The sequence below is a fragment of the Candidatus Eisenbacteria bacterium genome, assembly GCA_018831195.1.
Classification (GTDB): Bacteria; Eisenbacteria; RBG-16-71-46; order CAIMUX01; family JAHJDP01; genus JAHJDP01.
In genome coordinates this window covers 44,841-67,142 of record JAHJDP010000002.1, presented here as the reverse complement: position 1 = coordinate 67,142, position 22,302 = coordinate 44,841, and the positions used below count along the sequence as shown (strand labels likewise).

The 22,302-nt window shown below is 53.6% G+C and carries 25 protein-coding genes; 18 read left to right on the top strand and 7 right to left on the bottom strand.

Translation table 11 applies throughout. The features are described 5' to 3' along the window. Positions 1-313: 313 nt before the first annotated feature. The 3 genes from KJ970_00345 (at position 314) to KJ970_00335 (ending at position 1,962) form a co-directional block, all read left to right on the top strand. Positions 314-973, top strand: coding sequence for a DUF2293 domain-containing protein (locus KJ970_00345; GenBank protein MBU2689349.1), 660 nt, complete (start codon positions 314-316; stop codon positions 971-973). Between the two features lie 420 nt (positions 974-1,393). Next, positions 1,394-1,675, top strand: a complete 282-nt coding sequence (locus tag KJ970_00340) for a type II toxin-antitoxin system Phd/YefM family antitoxin (GenBank protein ID MBU2689348.1) — start codon at positions 1,394-1,396, stop codon at positions 1,673-1,675. Further along, complete coding sequence (locus KJ970_00335; protein MBU2689347.1) at positions 1,672-1,962, top strand: type II toxin-antitoxin system RelE/ParE family toxin; 291 nt, start codon at positions 1,672-1,674, stop codon at positions 1,960-1,962. The genes KJ970_00340 and KJ970_00335 overlap by 4 nt, the downstream gene beginning before the upstream one ends. 128 nt (positions 1,963-2,090) lie before the next feature. On the opposite strand, the gene KJ970_00330 is transcribed toward KJ970_00335, so the two are convergent. Further along, the gene (locus KJ970_00330; GenBank protein ID MBU2689346.1) at positions 2,091-2,276 is read right to left on the bottom strand and encodes a hypothetical protein; all 186 of its coding nucleotides are present in this window, start codon (positions 2,274-2,276) and stop codon (positions 2,091-2,093) included. A 265-nt stretch (positions 2,277-2,541) separates the two neighbouring features. Continuing rightward, complete coding sequence (locus tag KJ970_00325; protein ID MBU2689345.1) at positions 2,542-2,769, bottom strand: hypothetical protein; 228 nt, start codon at positions 2,767-2,769, stop codon at positions 2,542-2,544. 743 nt (positions 2,770-3,512) lie between these two features. Between KJ970_00325 and KJ970_00320 the strand changes: the two genes are divergently transcribed. From KJ970_00320 to KJ970_00275, 10 genes are all read left to right on the top strand, one after another. Then, positions 3,513-4,529, top strand: a complete 1,017-nt coding sequence (locus KJ970_00320) for a TIR domain-containing protein (GenBank protein ID MBU2689344.1) — start codon at positions 3,513-3,515, stop codon at positions 4,527-4,529. Positions 4,530-4,587: 58 nt separating this feature from the next. Continuing rightward, positions 4,588-5,295, top strand: a complete 708-nt coding sequence (locus KJ970_00315) for a hypothetical protein (GenBank protein MBU2689343.1) — start codon at positions 4,588-4,590, stop codon at positions 5,293-5,295. 163 nt (positions 5,296-5,458) lie between these two features. Then, positions 5,459-5,908 carry an isoprenylcysteine carboxylmethyltransferase family protein gene (locus KJ970_00310; protein MBU2689342.1) on the top strand — a complete coding sequence of 150 codons (450 nt, stop codon included), beginning with the start codon at positions 5,459-5,461 and terminating at the stop codon, positions 5,906-5,908. A gap of 94 nt (positions 5,909-6,002) precedes the next feature. Further along, positions 6,003-6,365 (top strand): STAS/SEC14 domain-containing protein, encoded by a 363-nt coding sequence (locus tag KJ970_00305; protein ID MBU2689341.1) that lies wholly within the window; start codon positions 6,003-6,005, stop codon positions 6,363-6,365. 135 nt (positions 6,366-6,500) lie between these two features. Then, positions 6,501-6,791, top strand: a complete 291-nt coding sequence (locus KJ970_00300; protein MBU2689340.1) for a hypothetical protein — start codon at positions 6,501-6,503, stop codon at positions 6,789-6,791. Positions 6,792-6,895: 104 nt separating this feature from the next. Further along, a complete protein-coding gene (locus tag KJ970_00295) occupies positions 6,896-7,708 on the top strand; it encodes a class I SAM-dependent methyltransferase (GenBank protein ID MBU2689339.1) in 813 nt (270 codons plus the stop codon). A gap of 184 nt (positions 7,709-7,892) precedes the next feature. Next, the gene (locus KJ970_00290) at positions 7,893-8,474 is read left to right on the top strand and encodes an SIMPL domain-containing protein (GenBank protein MBU2689338.1); all 582 of its coding nucleotides are present in this window, start codon (positions 7,893-7,895) and stop codon (positions 8,472-8,474) included. A 115-nt stretch (positions 8,475-8,589) separates the two neighbouring features. Further along, positions 8,590-9,375 carry a CPBP family intramembrane metalloprotease gene (locus tag KJ970_00285; GenBank protein MBU2689337.1) on the top strand — a complete coding sequence of 262 codons (786 nt, stop codon included), beginning with the start codon at positions 8,590-8,592 and terminating at the stop codon, positions 9,373-9,375. Positions 9,376-9,411: 36 nt separating this feature from the next. Beyond that, positions 9,412-9,681, top strand: a complete 270-nt coding sequence (locus KJ970_00280; GenBank protein ID MBU2689336.1) for a nuclear transport factor 2 family protein — start codon at positions 9,412-9,414, stop codon at positions 9,679-9,681. Continuing rightward, positions 9,682-10,137, top strand: coding sequence for a YaiI/YqxD family protein (locus tag KJ970_00275; GenBank protein ID MBU2689335.1), 456 nt, complete (start codon positions 9,682-9,684; stop codon positions 10,135-10,137). Between the two features lie 43 nt (positions 10,138-10,180). On the opposite strand, the gene KJ970_00270 is transcribed toward KJ970_00275, so the two are convergent. Next, complete coding sequence (locus KJ970_00270) at positions 10,181-11,083, bottom strand: sulfite exporter TauE/SafE family protein (GenBank protein MBU2689334.1); 903 nt, start codon at positions 11,081-11,083, stop codon at positions 10,181-10,183. A 60-nt stretch (positions 11,084-11,143) separates the two neighbouring features. On the opposite strand from KJ970_00270, the gene KJ970_00265 reads away from it, so the two are divergent. The 4 genes from KJ970_00265 to KJ970_00250 all read left to right on the top strand — a co-directional run bounded on the left by KJ970_00265 (position 11,144) and on the right by KJ970_00250 (position 16,347). Next, complete coding sequence (locus tag KJ970_00265) at positions 11,144-12,448, top strand: hypothetical protein (protein MBU2689333.1); 1,305 nt, start codon at positions 11,144-11,146, stop codon at positions 12,446-12,448. Between the two features lie 157 nt (positions 12,449-12,605). Then, positions 12,606-13,199: a superoxide dismutase gene (locus tag KJ970_00260; protein ID MBU2689332.1), complete on the top strand. Its 594-nt coding sequence runs from the start codon at positions 12,606-12,608 to the stop codon at positions 13,197-13,199. A 70-nt stretch (positions 13,200-13,269) separates the two neighbouring features. Next, the gene (locus KJ970_00255; protein ID MBU2689331.1) at positions 13,270-14,814 is read left to right on the top strand and encodes a B12-binding domain-containing radical SAM protein; all 1,545 of its coding nucleotides are present in this window, start codon (positions 13,270-13,272) and stop codon (positions 14,812-14,814) included. Positions 14,815-14,928: 114 nt separating this feature from the next. After that, positions 14,929-16,347: a T9SS type A sorting domain-containing protein gene (locus KJ970_00250; protein ID MBU2689330.1), complete on the top strand. Its 1,419-nt coding sequence runs from the start codon at positions 14,929-14,931 to the stop codon at positions 16,345-16,347. 51 nt (positions 16,348-16,398) lie between these two features. Here KJ970_00250 and KJ970_00245 read toward each other — a convergent pair whose 3' ends face one another. From KJ970_00245 to KJ970_00230, 4 genes are all read right to left on the bottom strand, one after another. Beyond that, complete coding sequence (locus KJ970_00245) at positions 16,399-17,430, bottom strand: porin (GenBank protein MBU2689329.1); 1,032 nt, start codon at positions 17,428-17,430, stop codon at positions 16,399-16,401. A 33-nt stretch (positions 17,431-17,463) separates the two neighbouring features. After that, positions 17,464-18,666, bottom strand: a complete 1,203-nt coding sequence (locus tag KJ970_00240) for an ammonium transporter (GenBank protein ID MBU2689328.1) — start codon at positions 18,664-18,666, stop codon at positions 17,464-17,466. Between the two features lie 164 nt (positions 18,667-18,830). Beyond that, on the bottom strand, positions 18,831-19,481 hold the full coding sequence (locus KJ970_00235) for a response regulator transcription factor (protein ID MBU2689327.1): 651 nt from the start codon (positions 19,479-19,481) through the stop codon (positions 18,831-18,833). Next, positions 19,478-20,590, bottom strand: coding sequence for a sensor histidine kinase (locus KJ970_00230; protein ID MBU2689326.1), 1,113 nt, complete (start codon positions 20,588-20,590; stop codon positions 19,478-19,480). The genes KJ970_00235 and KJ970_00230 overlap by 4 nt, the downstream gene beginning before the upstream one ends. Positions 20,591-20,752: 162 nt before the next feature. Between KJ970_00230 and KJ970_00225 the strand changes: the two genes are divergently transcribed. Further along, a complete protein-coding gene (locus KJ970_00225) occupies positions 20,753-22,225 on the top strand; it encodes a catalase (protein MBU2689325.1) in 1,473 nt (490 codons plus the stop codon). The last annotated feature ends 77 nt before the right edge of the window (positions 22,226-22,302 follow it).

Below are 22,302 nucleotides of genomic sequence, written 5' to 3'. Positions count from 1 at the left end.
TCGAAAGTAGACTTTGCCAAATCAACGGCGATGGTAGTAGAATACATGCGGACTCCTCCTTGTGTTGGTTGGCTCACCGAAGCCGAAAGGTGGACAGGCGCTATGATGCCACAGATTCCACCGGAGGAGTCCATTTCAACTTTTGAACCTGTCGAGTGCCCTTGTCACGCCCCTCGCACAAGATTAGTATAGTTGTGCGACGAGAGAGTAGGCGAGGGCCGCGCCATACCGCCTCGCAGGTTAAAAGAACGTTAGGCAGATATTTTTTAGTGTCTTCAGAAGAGAGGCCGAGTCTGTGGAATATTCCAGCGGCTTGAAGATATTTATTTCCTCAAAGGAAACGAGCTGCGGGGAATGCGGTGCGAATCTTGGGCACCATGCGTGGATAACGCTCGCTCAAGATCGGGGGGCACTTTGCCTTTCATGTGCTGATCTTGACCATCTCATGTTCTTGCCATCGGGCGATGCCGCGCTAACCCGACGGGCGCGAAAACATTCAGTTCTGTCGGCCGTAGTCCTCAAGTGGAGCAAGGCTCGTAAGCGATATGAGCGCAAGGGGTTAATGGTTGAGGAAAGTGCCTTAGAACGGGCCGAGTTTGAATGCCTGGCTGATAGTGACATTCGATCCCGAAGGCGAGAGCGCGAAGCTGAGCGTCGTGCCGAATTGGATCAGCAATATGTAGAGGAGTTTTCTAGGCGAATCAGAGAGCTATATCCACAATGTCCTCCAGGCCGAGAGACAACGATTGCGGAGCATGCTTGTTGCAAATACAGTGGTCGCGTCGGTCGGAGCGCCGCGGCAAAGAATTTTGATATAACTGCGGTTGATTTTGCTGTCAATGCGCACATACGTCATTCCGAGACAAAGTACGATTTTCTATTGGCACAAGGTCTAGACCGCATGGAGGCAAGACGTATTGTAGAAGCAGAGGGTCGTGCGGTTGCCACCGAGTGGGGCCGTTCAAGCCAATGAACTGCCTAACGACTCGTTAACCCGACGAGTGGCCCATGTCGCGGCCTCCCGCAGTGAGAGATAATGGTGGCGCGGACACCGGAGATGGCGGGGCGCGCGCCAAGCACACCTCGCAGGTTTAAAAAACGTTATAAGGACATAGAGAGAACCTCATCCAAACACCAGCAGGAATATTGTATAACAGCACACCCCGAGCCTCGAATTTCCCGGGAGATCCATAACGGCCGAATGAGGGGTGGCGGTCCAGATTTAAGGATGGGAGCCGAGACGTATGAACTCACTAGAATGCCGCCATATGATCCAATTCCTCAAATTCCAGCAGATTAGGCGTCCTGGCCACAATGCTCCCAGGAACCAGATTCCCCTTGCTTAGTAATACGGAAAATAGTACTATTGATTGTATCAAAGGAGGTACGTCCAATGGCTAAAGTGCCTAATATCATCCCCATCAGCGATCTGCGTCAGGATGCGGCGGCGGTTTTGCGCAATGTCCGGGGTAACCAGAAGCCTCTGATCATTACCCAGCGAGGCCGGGCAGCGGCCGTCATGCTGAGCATAGAGGCCTACGAAGCGGCCGAAGAAGAACGAGCGATTCTCCGTCAATTGGCTCGAGGAGAGAGAGAAATTGACCAAGGCGTAGGGTTTTCTCTCAAGAAGGTTATGGCTGAGGCAGATCGACTGCTGGCGGAAGAAGAATCATGAGGGTCAGGTTCACGCCAACCGCCAAACTGCAGTTTTTAGACATCCTTACCTACATAAAGCGTGATAAGCCAATGGCCGCTGTCAATTTCAGCGGCCGGGTGGAAAAGTCGCTCTCGGGACTTGAGAAATTTCCAGACTCAGGCCGGCCACTTCCTGAATTTCCAGAATTGCCCTTTCGCGAAGTTATGGTGCCACCGTATAGATTTTTCTATCGCGTGAAAGGGAAGACTGTCTGGGTTGTTGGGGCTTGGCATTCAGCACAATTACCAGAAGACCCAGAATTATAAAGGCCTTGTGACGCACTTTTGAACCTGCCGAGGGCTCTTGTCACGGCCTCTCGCGAAGGGTTATAATAGTGTCGCGATCATGGGAGAGGCGAGGGCCGCGCCAAGAACCCCCGCGTGCTATGAGAACATTAGACGTATTGAGATAAAGGCAACAGAAACCATGCCCCCTCGAATATTTCACTCAAGGTGACAACCTGATGGAAACCCGTGACAGAACCGTAGAAGCCACAAACCAGTTGTTTGGTTGGATGGGGGTGGCCTGCTTGTTTGCAATCATCGTCATCAAGCTCATGAGGTACTTGGATCTCCAGCATTTGAGTTTTACAATTGGCGTTATTCCCAGCATCCTTGGACCAGCCGGACTTCTCTTCCTATTGTTGTCACACACGGGGCGTATCTCGAGACTCAGCCTACTCCAGGTCACGATGATTGTGGGTGTCCTCTCAGTGGCTTCCGAATTTGCACAGCTATTGCCGCGCCCAGGGATCCTCGCCAGAGCTCGATATACCTTTGACATATACGATCTCGGTGCGACAGTCGTTAGCGTCGCCGTGGCCTACGTAATCTCGTACGGTATATTTAGGCGGAAACCAACAATGCAACCCGGCGGGGAATGACAAGCGGCAAAATGGAGATGGTTGCGGCCTGGGGTGTGGGTTTCTGCAATGGATAGGGGAGAAGGATCGCATCAAGCGCACCTTGCTGGTTAAAAGAACAATAGGTACAAACAAAAATAATGCGATATTCGAAATCGATGACGATTTTAGCATCGTGGATAGTCAGGCAGCATAGGTAAAGGCCGGACATATGAAATTCACTAAATTTATAATACTGCTTACTATACTTTGCTCGAGTGCCATTCCGGGAATCGTCTTTCCGCAATATTTCAAGGATTGTGGCCGGGCCCAAGAAGTCGGAGAAGGCTGTATTCTTTTTAATTCAAATTCGGGCAATCGATTGCTTCGCAGCGTTGAGCCCATTCCAGTGGACGGCGAATTATTCCAAGTGGTTGGCGAGGAAGTGGAGTGTGATCTATCATGGTGTGTATGGGACGATGTCACGTCATGCTTTATTGTAAGAGAGATTATTGAGTGTCAGCCAGAATCTCTAGGTTGCGGCTACCTTGGGATGTGGGACTGGGACTGCCCAAGTCAACGAATTTGGCGGCAGTTTGACACCGATGAGTTTTGGGTTGTTGGTAATCCTGAGGCGTTTCCTGATCCGGATACGTTACATGTTTATGCAACAATGGCGCAGGGATACTCAGCTTGCCATCCGGGTTTAAGAGGTCTCCACGTTTTAACTTTTTCGAGCTGCAATGACAGCCTTACAAGTCTAGACAATATAACCTGGGGACGACTCAAGAGTCTTTATGATCACTAAATGTCCATGTAATTCCTTGTACCTAACGACCACAGTAACCCGACGAGGGCCCTTGTCACGCCTCCCGCAAAATGCTATTATATTGGCGTGACGAGTTGAGATGGCGAGGTCCGCGCCCAGCGCACCTAGCAGGTTAGCAGAACGTTAGACATACTGGAATTAAGATAATGCCAAAAAAGAAAGTATTTTTGAGCTACGCACGAGAAGATTCTTCCGCTGCCGATCGTTTGCGAAAAGATTTACGGGTGCATGGGATAAGTGTTTGGTTTGACAAGAAAGACCTCCGGGGCGGAGAGAATTGGCGAGAGGTTATTCATAGAGAAATAAGCAGGGCCGACTATTTTATTGCATTGTTATCAAAATCCTCTGTTGGTAAGCGCGGAGTTGTGCAAGCAGAGATTAAAAAGGCGATTGAGGTATTGGAGGAAACTCCAGGCGACGAAATTTATCTTATTCCGGTCAGGCTAATGGAATGCAAACCAAAGTACCGAAAACTCAATGAGTTACATTGGATCGACCTGTTCCCAAGGTGGGAAGACGGTGTTAATCAAATTATACGATCTATAGACGGCGAACAGGGCCACGCCGACCTGAGTAAAACCCCAACACCGCTTGATGATATCGTCATAGAAAGAGATGAAAACGCGAAACCTAAACGCCTCAAAACCCTGGTTCATCTCTCGGAGATGGTGCGTGAAACCATTGAGATATTTGGGAAGTATGCGCGGCGTCGAAATGTTATAATAGACTTTACGGATACTGCCCCCAACGCTCACGTTATAGCCTCGCGGCCAGAAATTATTACGGCCATAGCCAACGTTTTGAATAATGCCATAAAATACAGTTATTCTGGACGCAATTTGGAATCAAAAGTCATGTTATCGACATCGCAGGCAAGATCCAAAGCCATAATTCAGATCGAGAATTGGGGCGTTGGGATCCCAAAGCAAGATATTGAGAGTGGAGTGATATTCGAGCGGGGCTTTAGAACGCCAGACGCCAAAGAGCACACAGCAGGCGGGATGGGAATGGGTTTATGGTTGGCAAGAGAAATCAGTAGGAAATACAAAGGCGATATTGTTGTTGAGAGCAAACCTGTTAGATGGATGATTGGCGAAGGAGATCCCAGGCCTCCCTATGTCACGACGGTTAGGTTGATATATCCGGCCGAGAAAATTGAATGAGATCCCGCGGAGCCATCATGGCGATAAACGAATTATGTACATATTTGCAGCGTTCCTAATGCCTTTAGTCTTCTCTGCTTTGCCTTTGGCGGCCGACGATGAGCCAATCATTAGTATAGGCTTTCATGAAAATACTCAGATTTTGCCGCCTCCAAACGATGAATTTTGCCCAAGAGATACATTGCTCCAAAATGATGACGGGCAATTTGAAAATGCGTATATGTGGAGACTTGAGGGCGTCGTCCCACCAGATTATAGTTGTTTTGCTGAGCGGTATGATGCGACGTACGTTTGCGGAATCCAGTTGTATCTTACAAGCGATGGGAGTCAATTTGACAACCAGACCCTTGATCTATATCTCTGGCAATCGGTTTTGGAGGACGGTCCCAACCCGATTCCGGGTAATATAATCTGTTCAAGAATAATGATCGAACCAGGCCCAATTGCGACATGGCCAGAGATCTCTGTACATCAACTTTCAATGAACTGTTGCGTTGACGGCGCTCACTTTGCGGGATACTGGGGAAACTGGCCATTTAATCAACAAGAAGGTTGGTATGTTGCGGCCGACGAAGCCAGCGATACGACCAACGCGCGCTCGGCAACAAAGGTCTTTCCAGGATTAGGTTATGGTTCAGGCTGGGTTCCTATTAATGAAATTTTCCCGAATTGTAAGAATTTGGGAATTAGAGAAATGGCTAGAGATCGTTGTTCTCCATGGCCAACAAAAACCACATCATGGGGTAAGATTAAAAGTCTATATTAGTTGTTCACAACGTTTAACGACCGCATTAACCCGTCGAGGGCCCTTGTCACGGCCTCCCCCTGTGAGAGATAATATAGGCGCGACGAGTGGAGTGGGCGAGGGCCGCGCCAAGCGCACCTCGCCGGTTAGAAGAACGCTAGGTTCCGTGAGAGAGGAGGAAGTAGTGAGCGGCGGTCGAATTCTTCCCCCAACATATCTGTTCATTGGGCTTATTTTGATGGGTTTGCTACACTTTCTGCTGTCAGGGCCTCGGTTGATTTTCGGAATGTGGCGGCTTGTTGGCGTCGCTATCGCATTGATCGGTGCGGCGCTGACGGTCTGGGCCGACGCATTGTTCAAGAAATTGGGAACAGAGGTCAAGCCATTCCGGAAGTCGAGTCTAGTTGTGGCCGAGGGTCCTTTCCGGTTTAGCCGGCATCCAATGTATCTGGGGTTCATGGGGATTGTTCTCGGAGCTGCAGTCGCAGCCGGCACACTACTGCCGCTTGTGCTGGTCGGGGCAATGTTTTGGTTGTTTTCCGTTTCCTTCGTGATTCCCGAGGAGCGCCACATGGAAGAGCAATTCGGAGAGGAATACAGGCAGTATAAAGCTAATGTAAGAAAGTGGTTGTAAGCATATAATCTGATAGGACGAACTCAAGAATGGCTGATTTAGGTATGCGCCCACACCGCGTTTAGTTTGGGTTCTCACAAACAGGAGAATCGTCATGATAAAGCTTCTTGCCAATCTTCCTGATGACGTGGTTGGCATCAGCGCCTCAGGTGAAATCGATGCGAAGGACTATGAAACGGTTCTTATCCCAGCGATTGAATCCGCGCTTCTGAGGCACAAGCGAATTAGAGTGCTTTATCAGCTCACGCCGGAATTCACGGGATTCACTTCCGGGGCCATGTGGGATGACGCCAAGCTTGGACTTGCACACTGGAAGGCATGGGAAAGAATCACAGTTGTCACGGATGTTAAGTGGGTCGCTCATGCCACACGAATGTTCGCATTTATGATGCCGTGCTTAGTCAAAGTCTTCTCGAATAGCGAGCAAGCCGAAGCCGAGAAGTGGATTGCGGCCTAAGCCCTCGCTCAAGCGGAGCGCCAATAGCCTGGCGCCATGCCGTCGTCGCCCGCTAGGGTCGAGCGTTGCATATTAAGAATGAGGCGGGATTGGCTAGCTTGTAATATCCCGTTTGGGTATAGCGGGAGGCCTCTAATGAAATTTATTCGGCCGCAACTATCATTGCTCCTCTGCGCCATTCTACTTTTCAGCGTATGTGCCAATACCGGAGTCCCCTGTTCCTGGCCGGCAAGAAGCCATACAAATAGAACGATCCCCGCACAAAATGACAGCCTTGCAGCGATGGCTGACAGTCTGGCAATCTCAAACACAACGGAAAAATCCGGTAAATCCTGGATTGGTTGGGTGATCTTAGGGGCTGGTGTTGTTACCATAGGTTATCTGGGATTTGCCGGGTGGGCGGCGTTAAAGGTCTACGGAGAGTAAGCGGGCATTCTAAAGGAAGTAACGGGCCAAAAGAGAAATCGTGTTTACGCGGACTCGCAGGGTAAAAGAGCATTGGGCAGACTTCATATAAATTGAATTAGAAAATGATAGACACAGACACATATATAAAACAGCTATTGGACTCCAATCCGTTGAGGGAGCCGCTTCTCCGTTCAATGATTAAGGCGTTACGGCTCCGCAAAGGGAGCCATGGCCTGGATGCAGGGTGTGGAATTGGTTTGCCCGCCTTGTTGCTGGCGGAGGCGATTGGACCCACCGGCCATGTAACCGGCCTTGATTTGTCGACGGCTTTTCTGCGTTACGCAGAGAAGATGGTAATGGCGTCCGGCTTCTCGAACCAAATTTTCTTTCAAGAAGGAGATGTGAGCAAACTCTCCTTCCCCAACGATTCCTTCGATTGGGCATGGAGCGTTGATTGCGCAGGGTATCCTGTCGGCGACCTTCTGCCTTTGCTGCGAGAGCTGGCGCGAGTGGTTAAACCCGGTGGCGCGGTGATCATTCTGGCATGGTCTTCTCAATGCCTGCTCCCGGGGTATCCATTACTTGAGGCTCGTCTGAATGCGACGTGTTCAGGGCTGGCCCCGTTCGTCACGGGGAAGCGGCCCGAGGCGCACTTCTTGCGTGCATTGCGATCGTTTAACGAGGCGGGTTTGAAGGAAGCAGAAGGCAAAACCTTTGTTGGCGATGTCCAGGCTCCAATGAGCGCCGATCTTCGAGGCGCGCTAGTTACTGTCTTTGAGATGCTCTGGGGAGAGAGGCAACCAGAGGTATCACCGGAGGATTGGGCGGAATATCAGCGTTTGTGCCGGCCACAGTCGCCGGAGTTCATTCTAAATCTCTCTGATTACTATGCCTTTTTCACTTATTCGATGTTCCGGGGTAGGGTGCCTGATTGAGGTCTCGAGATAGTGGATTACCCTTACACATGCAGCCTATTGTTGTTTAAATAGATTGCCTGACAACCCCTCTACGAAAAGGAGGATACACACAGTGAAACTCGTATCGCGAGCTCTACTAGTGAGCCTCTGCTTGGCGCTGTGTTCCGCTGTCCTGAATAATGGATGGGCACAGGAGCCGCGCGTGATCACTGTCAGTGGCTACGCCAAGGTTTTGGTCGTTCCCGACGAGGCGGTGCTTACTCTCGGTATAGATACCCGGGACCCAGATTTGGCAGCCGCAAAAAAAGCGAACGATGAGTCCATGGAGTCATTTCTTCAAATCACTGCAGAGAAGGGAATTCCTGAGGAAGAAATCGTAACTGGGCATCTTTATATCAGGCCGCAATCTGATGTACGGACACCCAGGCGGGGCTCACGCGAATATCTGGTCCGCCGCACTGTGGCGATCACTCTTAAAGACCTTTCGGGTTTTGAGGAACTCATGACAGCGGCGCTGGGGGCGGGAATCAATAAAGTTCACGATATTGAATTCCGCACATCCAAACTTCGCGAGCATAAGGACGAGGCTCGCAAAATTGCCCTGGAAGCCGCCCGAGAAAAGGCGGATGCGATGGCAGCCACACTGGGCCAGTCAATAGGACGCCCCCTCAAGATCAGAGAAGATGGGTCAAGTGGAACGTCAACCGGTATGGATGGCCCAACACCGCCGGGGCAGATTTCCGTGACGGCCATGGTGTCCGTGACCTTTGAGATGATCGATTAATCTATAGCAAAATAGTATAAATGAGCATCGAGACTCAGATTCGCCAACCTTTTCTTGTGCGGTCTCGAAGTTGCCATTGCACGCCAGACTGCATTGCCTAACCGGGGGCCGTTTGATGATCGAGGCTAATTCTCTTGCAAGCATTCTTGTCCAGTGTGCGGAGTTGATTGTCCTTGGCGCCCTACTCGCCCTGCTCATTCGCCTGTTTTGCTTTCGACATAACGAACAGGTCATTTCCACACCCCGCGTCAGCGCCATGTGGGCGCTTTTCGCGATAGGCATGGGGTGGATTCTTGTCATCGTTCTTCTGCTTGCTTTGACCGGCCATGCCCCCACAAACTCTCAGGGTGCCGCCCAATGGCCGCTTGTCGGCCCAGGAGATGTGGCGGCCCAATTGATTCTTGCGATCATCTCAGTTGGGCCGATTCTCTTTGTCATGCACCGCCGGCGGGAATATCCTGCATCTGCGGGAATATCTGCTCAAAATCTCTGGCGATCATTGGCCGTCAGCGCACTTATCATTTCAGCCGCGGGTGTCTGGTATTGCTTCGTGAACCGGCGATCTGGCGCGGGCGCCTCTTGTCATGCATCCGGACTCTGGGCCTTGATGCAATTGGCCATTGTCGGCTTTACTGAAGAGTTCGCCTATCGGGGGTACCTTCAGACGCGTCTCATCGGCTGGCTCGGTTCTTATCAGGGTTGGATTCTTGCATCCGTTCTTATGGCGATGGCGCATGTAGGCCATCGTGTAGGCATAGAGGGGATGGCCGCGGGGGAGGCCCTGCTGAGCGCCGCGGCCCTGATTCCCATCAGTTTATTTTTGGGTTTTGTAATGTTGCGCACTCAGAATATTGTCGCCCCTGGGCTCTTGCACATGTTCGTCAACTGGTTGGATATTTAAGCCTCCCACGAAGGATCCGTGGGGAAGGAGGAACGCATGGCGGCGGCGATGGAAACGGAGGGCGGCGACCCGACGGCCACTATCCTGGCAATGGAGCGTCATGCACTTGATCGCTGGTGTAAGGGTGATCCGTCAGGATTTTTGGAGATATCCGCACCGGATGTCGTCTATTTCGATCCCTATCAGGGTGAACGTATTGACGGGCTTGAAGCCCTCACCGCGTATTACGAGTCCCTTCGCGGCAAGGTGTCGGCCTCCCGGTGGGAGATCGTGCAGACGCATTGGTCCTTCACGGGAGATACTTAATTGCTGCATATTTTTGTAGATGCCGACGCGTGTCCGGTCAAACAGGAAGTGTACCGTGTCGCAAACCGGTATGGCCTTGGCGTCACATTGGTCGCTAACTCTTGGATGCAGGTTCCGAGTGAAGGAAGCGTTACACTCGAAGTTGTAGAAGACGGATTCGACGCGGCCGATGATTGGATTGTTGAACATGTGAAGCCTCACGATATCGTGATCACTGCAGACATCCCACTGGCGAACCGCTGCCTGCAGGAAGGCGCGCATGTCATTGGTCCAACGGGAAAGCCGTTCACGGAAGACAACATTGGCTTGGCCGTCGCGACACGAGGCCTGTTGTCAGAACTCCGTGACGCCGGACAAATAACGGGCGGACCCCCGCCGCTCCAGAAGCGCGACCGATCGCTTTTTCTCCAACAGCTCGATAACGTGATTCAATCGATCCGGCGAAATCATCCGTGACATGAACCATCCAGCGGTTTTCCCCTCGAATGAAGCAGCCAGGCTATTTGACAGAGGAGAGGATGAATCGAAGCGAGACGCATACAAAAACAAACCCAAACAGGAGTTTTAGCGCGGGGGACGGGAAGCGGCGGTTGATGATGGCGCCCAGGTTTGCGCCGACAAGTGTTCCCAGGCTGAGCGGCAAGGCGACATGAAGATCGACATAACCCTGGGTGTACTTGAAAGCGGCACTCACCCCGGCATTGCAGCAGAAGCAGACCAAGGAGGCGGCCATCGCCGTCTTGATGGGTGTTTTCAGCAAGAAGGCGAATGCCGGGACAAGGATTCCTCCCGTTCCGATGCCAAGGAGGCCTGGCAGGGCGCCTGATACAGCGCCGATCGATAACTTTTGTGGAAGCCCTCCCTCTACGCGGGCATGCTGCGGGGCCTCCCGGGACCAAGACACAAGGCCGGGAATACTCTCGACAAGCATTCGAACTGAGATAGAGAGAAAGACCAAACCAATACCGAGGTCGAGCCACCCCCCGCGCCGCGCGAGGAGCGGGAAGAGCAGCGAGCATCCGGCGCAGGCGACAAGGCCCGCCAGCATGACCGGCATGACGGAACGCACAACAATGTGCCCAAGGCGGTAGTGCCGGTAACCCCCTCCAAGCGTTGTGAAGAACACCGCAACAATGCAGGCGCCCGCGGCCTGGGGGGCCGGAAGCCCGATGGCAAAGCGCAAAATTGGCATGAGGATAATGCCGCCGCCGATCCCAAGGAGGCCACCCAGCGCCCCTGCGGCCAGACCACCCACGATAAGAAGTGCGAGTTCAACCACAGGACTCTCCATAAGATCTTGAGATGCGAGGATCCATTTAAAGTGGCGGCCGCAGCCTGTCATGAGATCCCGCGGCGGGTCAAGCGTCCCATGGCCGGCCGCGAGGTTTCGCCGCGCATTCATACGATGGGGTCAAAAATAACTCGTTGCAATGGAGGAATTCATGGGCGTTAATTTTAGATAATGAAAACTACAATTTATATTCTTTCTGTTTTGCTGCTGCTTTCAACTAAGAGTGGTGCTCAAAACGGCGGTTTCGCGGGCTTAACGGCTGCAACAGATTTACGAATTGTTCCTCAGGCCTACTCTCCATTATTGATTGATCCCGGATTAACGATGAGGAGCGGCGTGGAGAACATTACAACAATTCACAGGGGGATTGCGCTGTCTGAAGATGCACTATTAGGCATTCACTGGTTTTCGGAATCAAATATGGCGGGGAAAATCGGGGGTATATCCGGGCGAACGGCAAAATATCTTCTCCTTGATCTGCCTTTGGACTATTTCTCAATCGTTCTTGGCCACGAATATTATGGACACGGGGCGCGTTATCGGGAATTAAATATTGACGGTATTCATTACGGTTTTAGTATGCCGCCGCCATACGGATTGGGGGGCGGCGAGGCTTCAATAGATGGAGCCCTTCCCATCAGCCTCCACGAAGATCTCGTCATTTGGGCGGGCGGCTTGGAGGTACAATCCCTTATAGGCCGGAATTTGAGCATGCGCTGGATGCTGACGGATGAGATCAACTATCGTGAAGCCTCTCTGTATTTTTGGTCTTGGCAGATAATGTTTACTTACATTCAAGATACCGAAGAAGACCTATTTGATGGAACACGAGATAACGATTTGAGAGCGTATACTCGTATCATCAATGCCGGGGCTGTTTATACAGATCCTGATACTATAATTATGACTGTTAAAGATCTAAAATCAAAAACCAAGATTAATGTAGCCAATCCTTTTCTTTACTACTCTCTGTTTTCAATTCTGAAAGTGTATATGTGGGATGGAAATAGCTCGGGCGGCATATCCACATTAAAGCTTGGAGGGATTGATTATTTGCCGAGTTTGCGCGCCGGGCTGACCCCCTTCGGGATCGAATACCACTTGGAGAATTATTTGCGCCACAGAAATACGGTTTCGCTTATCGATTTCAGGATCGGCGATCAAACGTTTCACGATTCATGGGGAGGATTGGGCGTTTTTATTCAAAACATTTATGAGCCCAAACCATTTTCATTTGATATGCATGTCGATATTTGGAATCAACCTGAAATTCAATTAAGGAGCAATCCAACGGCCCATAGAGGCGGCGGAATGGGAGGCGCATTTTCTGTAAGAGGACATTATAATTTATCTGATTCCAAGCATCCACTTTCAGCAGCATTGGAAATAGGGTATAAATCCATTGGTTTTCTTGAAGGATATAATTTGGATGCCTCGCCAATACTATTGATTGGCCTGGCATTGGCGCTTCGATAGTCCGGCATCCAAGCGGCGATTCTTCTGGCCAAGTGAGGAGATGCTGGGTATACTACTACTGCTTCTTGCGACAGCAGGAGTTTTGGGTTAGGGCTAATGGCGGCCCACCTTGCGAGGAGCGGCGATAGAGCTAAAACGCAATATAAGGAGAATAATAATGACGATTACACTACCCGACCTTCCCTACAAAAAAGACGCCCTGGCCCCGCATATCAGCGCGAGGACATTGGAATTTCATCATGAAAAGCATCATCAGGGGTATGTGACGAACCTCAACAAGCTTATTGAGGGGACGGATTTGGCCGCCGAGACGCTGGAAAATATCATCAAAAAGACGGCAGACAAAGCTGATAAAATGGGAATCTTCAACAATGCGGCCCAAGTTTGGAACCATACCTTTTACTGGAAATCCATGAAGCCGGGCGGCGGAGGGAAACCCACGGGAAAGATCGCGAAGAAGATCGATGCCGATTTTGGGGGTTTTGACAGCTTCATTAAAGAGCTGAAGAATGCCGGCCTCACTCAGTTCGGCAGCGGTTGGGCGTGGCTTGTGTTGAAAAAGGATAAGTTGGAGATTATCAAAACCGCCAACGCCGATACTCCCATAGCCCATGGCTTAAAACCCCTGATGACGGTGGATGTTTGGGAGCATGCCTATTATCTGGATTATCAGAACAAGCGCGCAGACTATCTTGAGGTTTTCATGGCGAACTTGATCAACTGGGCGTTCGTCAACTCTAATCTCGGATAACAACAGGCCGCAGGAACTGAAGCCGGCGTTGGGCAACGACAAGGATTCCCCCGGGACCGCTCGGTATTTCTTGCCGGGGCCGGAGAGTTCTTTATGTGGCTGTATTGGATTCATGATGAAGCCGAACCCGCGCAAAATCCTTCTGGTGGAACCTCCTTTTTATAGATTGTTTAAGAATACTTACTCTCTGGCAAGGTATCCCTTAGCTCTGGGTTATCTGGCCGGAGAGATAAAGCGAAATACAATCTGGAATGTCATGGTGTATAATGCCGATTTCCATCCACGAAATGAAAGCATCAAAGTCAGCTATTTGTCGGGCATCGGATTCAATAAGTACCTGGAAAATCTAACGGATTTGTCAGGGGAGATATGGAAAGAAATTGAACAAACGATAGCAGAATATAATCCCTCGATTGTTGGAATTTCCGCCAAGTCACAAAACTTTAAATCAGCACGAAGAGTGGCGGAACTTGTGAAGAAAAACAATAAAGACACCCTTGTCATAATGGGTGGGCCGCATCCTTCCTTGGTTGGCGAAGACTTGCTTGATTATCCAGAGATAGACATTTGTGTAAAGAACGAAGGAGAAAAAACGATTGTCGAACTTCTTGGCGCCATTGATAATCAAACCGCGCTTCATAATGTAAATGGCATCGTCTGTAGAGAAGAGGGAGAGGTTGTAGAAACCCCGCCAAGGGAATTCATTGAGAATCTTGATACGTTGTGTTTTCCCCACGAACACGCGCCGGAGGTATTGAAAGATTACGAACAATATCCGAAAACGGCTTTTCGTTCGGTTTTTGCGACACGGGGATGTCCATATAATTGTTTCTTTTGCGGATCCCGGAATGTTTGGGGCCGTAAGGTAAGATTTCGTTCCCCGGAAAATGTGGCAAGGGAAATCGGCGGCCTTCTAAAGTTGGGGTTGAAATTTATCCATTTTGATGATGACACCTTCGGCGTCAACAAGCAGTATATTGCAGACCTGTGCCGCGCCCTGATGCGGTATTCCCCGGGATTAAAATGGGGCTGCGAAGCGCACCCCAAATTGATGGACGACCAAGTCGTAGCTCTTATGAAGGCGGCCGGCTGTTTTCATATCCAGATCGGTGTTGAGTCGGGCAACAATGAAATCTTGTCGGCAATGAGAAAGAATATCACAATCGAGGAAGCGCTTGAGGCCTGCAAAATCGTCAAGCGGCAGGGTCTTGAACTGCAGGCGTTTTTCATCGTCGGCTACCCACAGGAAACAGAAGAGACGCTACAGGACACCATCACGGCGATGAAGAATGTAAAGTGCGACGTCTTGACCTATAGCATCTTTACGCCCTACCCGGGGACGGAGGCGTTTGAATATTGCATGATGAATGGCCTGATCGGCGACGATTATGATGTTGCATTGTACAACCATCAAAGCCCGGCTAATCATTTCTGCCTAAACATCACCCAGGGTCGATTTAGGGAGCTGGTGTCCGACGTTGAGAAATCAGTCGACAGAAAATTCCGTGCGCATAGGCTGAGAAGACTCTGTTCTTTGAGCGTTTTTAAAAGAATACAGGAATTGGGGATCGGGGCGAGCCTCAAGAGAGGGCTTGACTTGATGGCGGGAAAGTGAATGAACATTATGTATAATGGAAATATAAGCGGCCTTGTATCTGCTTGGGGAAAACATAAAAGACTCCTCTTTTATTCCGTACTTGTTATCCTTCTTGTCCTTTCATGCCAACCTTTGATATATCACCCGGCGCGCGCTGATTCCGATGCCCGGTGGGGCGATCTGTTTGAGGGCACGGGCGTTGGCGGTGAAGTCTACGACCTAGACGTCTACTACCATCGTCTCTTCGGGCAAATGCTGATTGTCGCCGGCGAATTCTATGGGGCGGGCGGTACGCCGGCTTCTTATGTGGCCGCATGGAACGGCGACTATTGGCACGGCCTGGGCGAGATCATCAGAGGCCCGGCTTTTTGTCTGGCCGTCCACGAAGAAAAACTGTTTGCCGGCGGGCTGTTCCAAGTCGTCGGCGCAGACACGGTGAACTACATCGCTTCCTGGGACGGACTGGAGTGGAAGTCTCTCGGCACGGGAATGAATAACTATGTCTACTCCCTCACCGTCTTTCAGGGTGATCTTATTGCAGCGGGGCGCTTTCGGACGGCGGGTGGAACGGAGACGCGCGGGGGAATCGCAAGCTGGGACGGCGAGGAATGGGAATCCCTTGGTGATGGCCTTAATGGCAGTGTTTTCGCTCTATCCGTTCACAATGGAGAGCTCATCGCCAGCGGAAGCTTTAGCCGCTCCGGAGATATACCGCTGAACCATATCGGGGCATGGGATGGAGAAGGATGGAATCCCTTGGGGGAAGGTCTTGATGACCACGCTTACGCACTCGCTTCCTTTGAAGGCGAACTTTATGCAGGAGGTAAATTTCGCCACATCGGTGACCTCCCGGTGAACGGGATCGCCCGTTGGAATGGAACTGTTTGGGATTCCTTGCGCAGCGGTATCAGCGGATCCTTCGATGATTTCGATCCAAGGGTCCACGATTTTGAGGTCTTTGACGGCAAGCTGATTGTCGCCGGTTCTTATACACATGCCGGCGGCCTCCGTTGTGGGTGCATCACCCAGTGGGATGGGGTGGCCTGGTATCCCATGGGATCAGGACTCCTTCCACCTGAACCTTTGATGGGCGATGAAATGGAGTTACACGTTCCTCTCAGCATCCCCGAGGGGGTTTTCGCCGTAAAAGAGTACCGCGGCCACCTCATTGCAGCGGGAGGTTTCGGCTCTGTGGATGGCAAGCGCGCTTATAACATTGCACATTGGGGCGAGGGGCGCTTGGATACACCTCCTGTTCCTCCGCCCGCCATCATCATTGGCCCCCCGATGCCTAATCCTTTCCATGACGCGGTGACCTTCCTTTACCTCCTTGAGGAGCCCGCGGCGACGAGCTTGACCGTCTATGATGTGCTGGGCCGGCGCATCGCCAGGGTGCTCTCGGACCCACAGAACCCGGGGCCGAATTCGCTGACATGGGATGGGATGAATTCGTCGGGAGAAAAAGTCTCCCCAGGGCCCTACTTTGTGCGCCTCCAATCTGGCTCTAACGGCAGGGCCGGCAATGCCGGCAAGGTCGTCCTCGTCCGATAATATATGCGGCGCAGCGCAGGGATAATGTTCAACCCACCACAAGACCGGCGCTCAGAAGCTGTACGTCATCTCAAAGGCCAGGCCGGTTGTTGAGGCTTTAGGCTCCCCGTCGGAATTGATAAAGACATCCTCGCTGGAACCGTCAATGCGCAACTCCAACAGGGCGCCCATGCCGTCCCCGAGAACAAAAGTCGGCGCCAAGGTGATGGCGGTGCGCGTTTCCTCAAGGCCGGATTCAAAGACAAAGTCATCCGGATCGTCGAACCAATCAAAACGGCCGGTCAATCCAAACCATTTGTTAAAGTCATAGTGGACCATGGCCAGCATACCCATCCACTCGGACTCCACGTCGTTGACTTCAACAAATCCCATGTTGAATTCGCCGCCGATCTCGAGGGCGGGTATTGGTGTGAGGGTGAGATCCACGTCGACAACGGTGCGGTCGAGCGTCATGACGGCCTTGCGGATCTCATCCTGCTCTGAGCCCATAATGGCCGCGAGACCCACGGCGCCGAGGTCCCCGAGCCGGTAGCCGGCCCGCCCGCCGAAGGTCTTGGGGCCGGCCCGGCCCAAGTCGTTATCATCCCAGCCGTTGACCAGGTACACCCCGATATCCGCATCCTTCGTTACATTGACCGAAAGCATGGCGCCGGTCAGATTGGTCGGCAGGCCATAATCAAAAACCAAGGCATGGGAGAATTGGTACATATCCGGCGCGTCCGGCAGCTCGAACCCGATCGGGGCGTTGAACTTTCCAAAGGTAAAGTTCAGCTTGTCGGTGAAAGCCGGCCGATAACTTAGATAACCCTGCTCAACATCCAGAGCCCAATCATCACCGTCTTTGGCCCACTCAAAATCCGCCCGCAGGCCGCCGCGCTCGCCGAAGCAGCGGGACAGATCCATCTCGGCTTGATCCAAGCCGAAGGTGTCGGTGCCGAGGTCCAGGTTGCCGCTGTAGCTGGCGTCCACAAATCCGCTCATGCAAACCGTCATGCAGACGCCGCCGTCATCGCCAACCGCGGCCGGCGGGGCGGCCGCCGCGATCACGGCCGCGATGACGACGATAAGGATTCGATACGGCATTTGTTCTCCTCCTTGAAGTTGGATCCATCGAGCCTACTCGTAAGCCCTCTCGCCGTGAAGGGATTCATCGAGAGTGCTTTCTTCGGTCTCGCTTGTCTTCACATGGGTTATTTTATTAATGATCCAAAGCATCACCCAGGTAAACACGAAGGCGTAAATCGATGAAACGACCACCACCAACACCTGGCGGATGAAGAAGGTGCCGCCGCCGTAAATCAATCCGTTGGCCCCTGCGCTATTGATGGCGGTAGAGCCGAGAACGCCCAGGAGGATGATGCCCAGGGCGCCGCCCACGCCGTGAACACCCCAGACATCCAGAGCGTCATCCCAACGCAGTTTATTTTTCAGCTCGACGGCCAAGTAGCAAATCAGGCCCGCCGAGCAACCAATGATCGCCGCGCTCGAGGTGGAAACAAAGGCCGCCGCCGGCGTGATCGTCGCCAGGCCGGCCACCGCGCCGGTGAGCAATCCGACAAAGCGGGGCTTGCGGGATCTCGACCACTCAATGATCAACCAGGTGATGGCCGCGAAGGAGGCGGCGATATCCGTATTGAGGAAAGCCAGGGCGGTGATCTGGTCCACCTGCAGCTGGCTGCCGGCGTTGAAGCCGTACCATCCGAACCAGAGCAAGCCGGTTCCCAGGGCGACAAGCGGAATGCTGTGGGGTTTGCTGTCTTCCACGCGGCGCCGGCCCACGAAAAGGATGGATGCCAGGGCCGCCATGCCCGCGATGTTGTGTACCGCAATACCGCCGGCGAAATCCTGGATGCCGTGCTTGGCCAGGAAGCCACCGCCCCAGAGCATGTGAACAAAGGGGAAGTAAACGAGCAGCAGCCAGAACACCAAGAAGATCAAGTAGGCCGGGAAGCGGACCCGGTTCGAGAAGGCACCCGTGATCAATGCCGGCGTGATAATGGCGAACATCATTTGGTAGGCGATGAAGACGTAGAGTGGGATCTGGCCGTCGCCGAAGGGTGTCGACGGATCGACGCCCCTGAGGAAGGCTAGATCCAGGTTGCCGATGATGCCTCCTTCACCTCCGCTGAAGCAAAGGGAGTATCCGACGGCGAACCAGAGGATGGTGGTGATGCCCATTGAGACGAAGCTCTGAATCATAATAGACAAAACGTTTCGACGCCCCACCAATCCGCCGTAAAAGAAGGCGAGACCGGGTGTCATCAACATAACCAGACTCGTCGCCACGAGCATGAATCCGGTATTGCCTGTATCGAACATGGTGCGCTCCTTTCGTATAAGTGTGGAACGCTGCGGCGGATAAGGCATGCCGCAGGGCGCCACAGGGGGACGGGAAGAAGAATAGGAGTGGCCGGGAAATGGGACAATCAGGGGATCCCTCAGAGGGGGCTTCGAAATACCCGAGGAGGCCGTGTTGCGAGCGCCTAATCCAAGGAGGTCAGGCCCTCGCGAATAGCGTACTTGGTCAACTCGGCCACACTGTGCAGGTTCAGCTTGTCCATGACCTGCTTGCGCTGCGTCTCGATAGTCTTGACGCTGACTTTCTGTAGCGCGGCGATTTCCTTGGTACTGAGCCCCTCGGCGATGAGCTGCAGGACTTCCCGCTCGCGGGGGGTCAAATGGCCGAAGGCGGAACTCTCCTCACGGCGAACCATGGTGATATATTCTTGCACCACCTGCTCGCCGATGCTCTCGGCCAGGACTACTTGTCCGGCCATGATCCGCGGGATCGCCCGCACCAGCTCCTCGAAGGCGTCGTCTTTGAGCAGGTAGGCGGTGGCTCCCGCTTTAAGGGCTTCCAGCACGAAGCGCCGGTCCGCGTGCATGGAGAGCATGGCGATGCGGATCGACGGATCGATATCCCGGATACGGCGGGCGGCTTCAATGCCGTTGAGACCGGGCATACTGACATCGAGCACAACGAGATGGGGCCGCAGGGACTCGACCAGGACCAGCAACTCGCGGCCGTCGGCGGCCTCGCCCACGACGCTGAGGTCCGGGCGCCGCTCCAGGAGCGGGCGCAGGCCGTCGCGGAACATTTTATGGTCATCGGCGAGTATCAGGCGGATTTTCATGGCCTCTCCCGCCGCCGCAGCGGCACATTCAAGGTTACACGGCAACCGGCGCCGGGGGCGGACGCGATGGTGACGCCGCCGCCCAAGTCGCTGAAGCGCTCGCGAATACTGAACAGGCCGAAGCCGTCGCCCCCTGCGGCCGCCGACAGGGCGGGATCGAAGCCGCATCCGCGATCGCCGACGCAGAGTGTGAGCGCGTCCGCTTCCCACGTCAGATCCAGGCTGGCTTCTCGCTCACCGGAGTGCTTGAGACTGTTGTTCAGTAGCTCCCGGGCTGACTTGAACAACATGATGGCCATCTCTTCGGGCAGCTCCCGCGCCTGGCCCCGCGTGCGCAGACGGACGCGGAAATGTCCTTTGGTTGTGAAATAGTCGGCGAGCCAGTCCAGAGCCGGCCCCAAACCCAGTTCGTAGAGGACCGGGGGGCTGATCTCTCCGGTCAGTGCGCGAGTATATCGGATGGTCTGGTCGAGCAGGCGGAGAATCTCATCGAGGGCCTCCTCAAAGCCGCTAAAAACGGCGTTACCCTGGAATTCCCGCATGCGCATTTTAATAAAGGCCAATGCCTGGCCAATGTGATCGTGCAGGTCGGAGGCGATGCGCCGCCGCTCCTTTTCTTCCGCCAGAGTCAGCCGGGATGCCAGGCGCCGCAGGTCCGCCGTCCGCGCCAGCACCTGGGCTTCGAGGGCGTCACGGGTTTCGCGCAGAGCTTCATCCGCCAGAAGATGTTCCAGGTGGGATCGCAGCATTTCGGCTAGAGATTCGATGAGATCGCGCTCCTCCGCCAGGAAAGGCCCTTCATCCGCCACGGGCCGCGCCTCGAGGTAGGCGATCGTGATGCTGCCTCCCTCTCCCGAGGGAGTGGCGAAATCGGCGCGCTGGGTCCAGGCCGATTCGTGAAAGCCTTTGGTCAGAAACTCGTTGCCGCGGAAGCGGATCCGCGCAGCGGCCACATCAGGATATTGCCAGGCGCCGGGCAGCAGGGCCGCGATCTGGTTCATGAGTTCGCCGGTCGGGCGTTCGTAATTTTGGAGGAGGCGGGAGGTGCGGTGGAGGGCGGTCAGCTCTTTCACCCGCTCGGTCAGCCTGTGCAGAATGTCGTCCTTCATCGCGGCGTCCTCCGGTCGCACCGCGGCATCCCCGCGGCGACCCCGTCATGATAACGCAGGCCGGGGCCTTTGGCGAAGCGCCGTCACCACGCCGATCGCGATGCTGGCGCCTCGGGCGACCCCCATGTATACTTCGACCACAAAGAACCAATGGAGGGACCCATGAAAAATAAAAAGAAAAAACTGACCACCAACGGCGGCGCGCCGGTCGCCGATAATCAGAATGCGATGACCGCCGGGCCGCGCGGCCCGATGCTGCTGCAAGATGTCTGGTTTTTGGAGAAACTTGCCCATTTCGACCGGGAGGTCATCCCCGAGAGGCGGATGCACGCCAAGGGCTCCGGTGCCTATGGCACCTTCACCGTCACCCACGACATCACACGCTACACCAAGGCCAAAATTTTCTCCAAGGTGGGCAAGAAGACCGAGCTGTTCGCCCGTTTCTCCACGGTGGCCGGTGAGCGCGGCGCCGCTGACGCCGAGCGCGACATCCGGGGCTTCGCCATGAAATATTATACTGACGAGGGAAACTGGGATCTGGTGGGCAACAACACACCGGTATTCTTTCTGCGCGATCCACTGAAGTTCCCCGACCTGAATCACGCGGTGAAGCGCGACCCCCGCACCAATCTTCGCAGCGCCCGCAACAACTGGGATTTTTGGACCTCGCTGCCGGAAGCGCTGCACCAGGTCACCATCACCATGAGTGACCGCGGCATTCCCTATTCCTACCGCCACATGCATGGCTTCGGCAGCCACACCTTCAGCCTGATCAACGCCAAGAATAAGCGGTTCTGGGTCAAGTTTCACTTTGAGTCCCAGCAGGGCATCAAGAATCTGACGGATGAAGAAGCGGCGGCGGTCGTCGGCAAGTGCCGGGAAAGCCATCAGCGCGACTTATACGAAAGTATTGAGAAGGGGGATTTCCCGCGCTGGACGATGTTCATCCAAGTGATGACGGAGAAAGAAGCGGCCCAATCCCCCTATAATCCGTTTGATCTAACCAAGGTCTGGTTTCACAAAGACTACCCGCTCATCAAGGTGGGTGTCTTCGAGCTCAACCGCAATCCTGAGAATTATTTCGCCGAGGTTGAACAAGCGGCTTTCAACCCGGCCAACATCGTGCCCGGCATCGGTTTTTCGCCCGACAAGATGCTGCAGGGCCGTTTGTTCTCCTACGGGGATGCGCAACGCTACCGGCTGGGTGTCAATCACCACTTGATCCCGGTGAATGCTTCCCGCTGTCCCTTTCATAGTTACCACCGCGACGGCTCCATGCGGGTCGATGGGAATTATGGCAGCACGCTGGGCTATGAGCCGAACAGCTACGGCGAGTGGCAAGAGCAGCCGGATGTCGCAGAGCCGCCGCTGAGCCTGGAAGGGGCCGCCGATCACTGGAATCATCGCGAGGACGACGACTACTACTCCCAGCCCGGCCAGCTGTTTCGCCTGATGAGCCATGAGCAGCGGCAGGCGCTCTTCGGCAACACCGCCCGCGCGATGGGCGATGCGCCCAAGGAGATCAAGATCCGCCACATCGGCAATTGTATGAAAGCGGACCCGGCGTACGGCAAGGGTGTGGCTGAAGCTCTTGGCATCACGCTCGGCAATGCGACAAAAAAGAAGAAGCGCTGAGCGCGACAGCTTCAAACTTGTGTGAAGGAACACGCGTTGGACGATGCGCTGAAAACAGCCAGGAGCTGCAGGCATTA

Excerpts from the sequence above, each read along its gene's own strand:
- KJ970_00265 (MBU2689333.1), top strand. The coding sequence starts at position 11,144 with ATGAAAACTACAATTTATATTCTTTCTGTTTTGCTGCTGCTTTCAACT.
- KJ970_00330 (MBU2689346.1), bottom strand. The coding sequence starts at position 2,276 with ATGCTGGAGATCCAAGTACCTCATGAGCTTGATGACGATGATTGCAAA.
- KJ970_00315 (MBU2689343.1), top strand. The coding sequence starts at position 4,588 with ATGCCTTTAGTCTTCTCTGCTTTGCCTTTGGCGGCCGACGATGAGCCA.
- KJ970_00240 (MBU2689328.1), bottom strand. The coding sequence starts at position 18,666 with ATGTTCGATACAGGCAATACCGGATTCATGCTCGTGGCGACGAGTCTG.
- KJ970_00340 (MBU2689348.1), top strand. The coding sequence starts at position 1,394 with ATGGCTAAAGTGCCTAATATCATCCCCATCAGCGATCTGCGTCAGGAT.
- KJ970_00230 (MBU2689326.1), bottom strand. The coding sequence starts at position 20,590 with ATGAAGGACGACATTCTGCACAGGCTGACCGAGCGGGTGAAAGAGCTG.
- KJ970_00280 (MBU2689336.1), top strand. The coding sequence starts at position 9,412 with ATGGCGGCGGCGATGGAAACGGAGGGCGGCGACCCGACGGCCACTATC.
- KJ970_00235 (MBU2689327.1), bottom strand. The coding sequence starts at position 19,481 with ATGAAAATCCGCCTGATACTCGCCGATGACCATAAAATGTTCCGCGAC.
- KJ970_00300 (MBU2689340.1), top strand. The coding sequence starts at position 6,501 with ATGAAATTTATTCGGCCGCAACTATCATTGCTCCTCTGCGCCATTCTA.
- KJ970_00225 (MBU2689325.1), top strand. The coding sequence starts at position 20,753 with ATGAAAAATAAAAAGAAAAAACTGACCACCAACGGCGGCGCGCCGGTC.
- KJ970_00295 (MBU2689339.1), top strand. The coding sequence starts at position 6,896 with ATGATAGACACAGACACATATATAAAACAGCTATTGGACTCCAATCCG.
- KJ970_00325 (MBU2689345.1), bottom strand. The coding sequence starts at position 2,769 with ATGTCCGGCCTTTACCTATGCTGCCTGACTATCCACGATGCTAAAATC.
- KJ970_00245 (MBU2689329.1), bottom strand. The coding sequence starts at position 17,430 with ATGCCGTATCGAATCCTTATCGTCGTCATCGCGGCCGTGATCGCGGCG.
- KJ970_00305 (MBU2689341.1), top strand. The coding sequence starts at position 6,003 with ATGATAAAGCTTCTTGCCAATCTTCCTGATGACGTGGTTGGCATCAGC.
- KJ970_00320 (MBU2689344.1), top strand. The coding sequence starts at position 3,513 with ATGCCAAAAAAGAAAGTATTTTTGAGCTACGCACGAGAAGATTCTTCC.
- KJ970_00260 (MBU2689332.1), top strand. The coding sequence starts at position 12,606 with ATGACGATTACACTACCCGACCTTCCCTACAAAAAAGACGCCCTGGCC.
- KJ970_00335 (MBU2689347.1), top strand. The coding sequence starts at position 1,672 with ATGAGGGTCAGGTTCACGCCAACCGCCAAACTGCAGTTTTTAGACATC.
- KJ970_00285 (MBU2689337.1), top strand. The coding sequence starts at position 8,590 with ATGATCGAGGCTAATTCTCTTGCAAGCATTCTTGTCCAGTGTGCGGAG.
- KJ970_00270 (MBU2689334.1), bottom strand. The coding sequence starts at position 11,083 with ATGAATGCGCGGCGAAACCTCGCGGCCGGCCATGGGACGCTTGACCCG.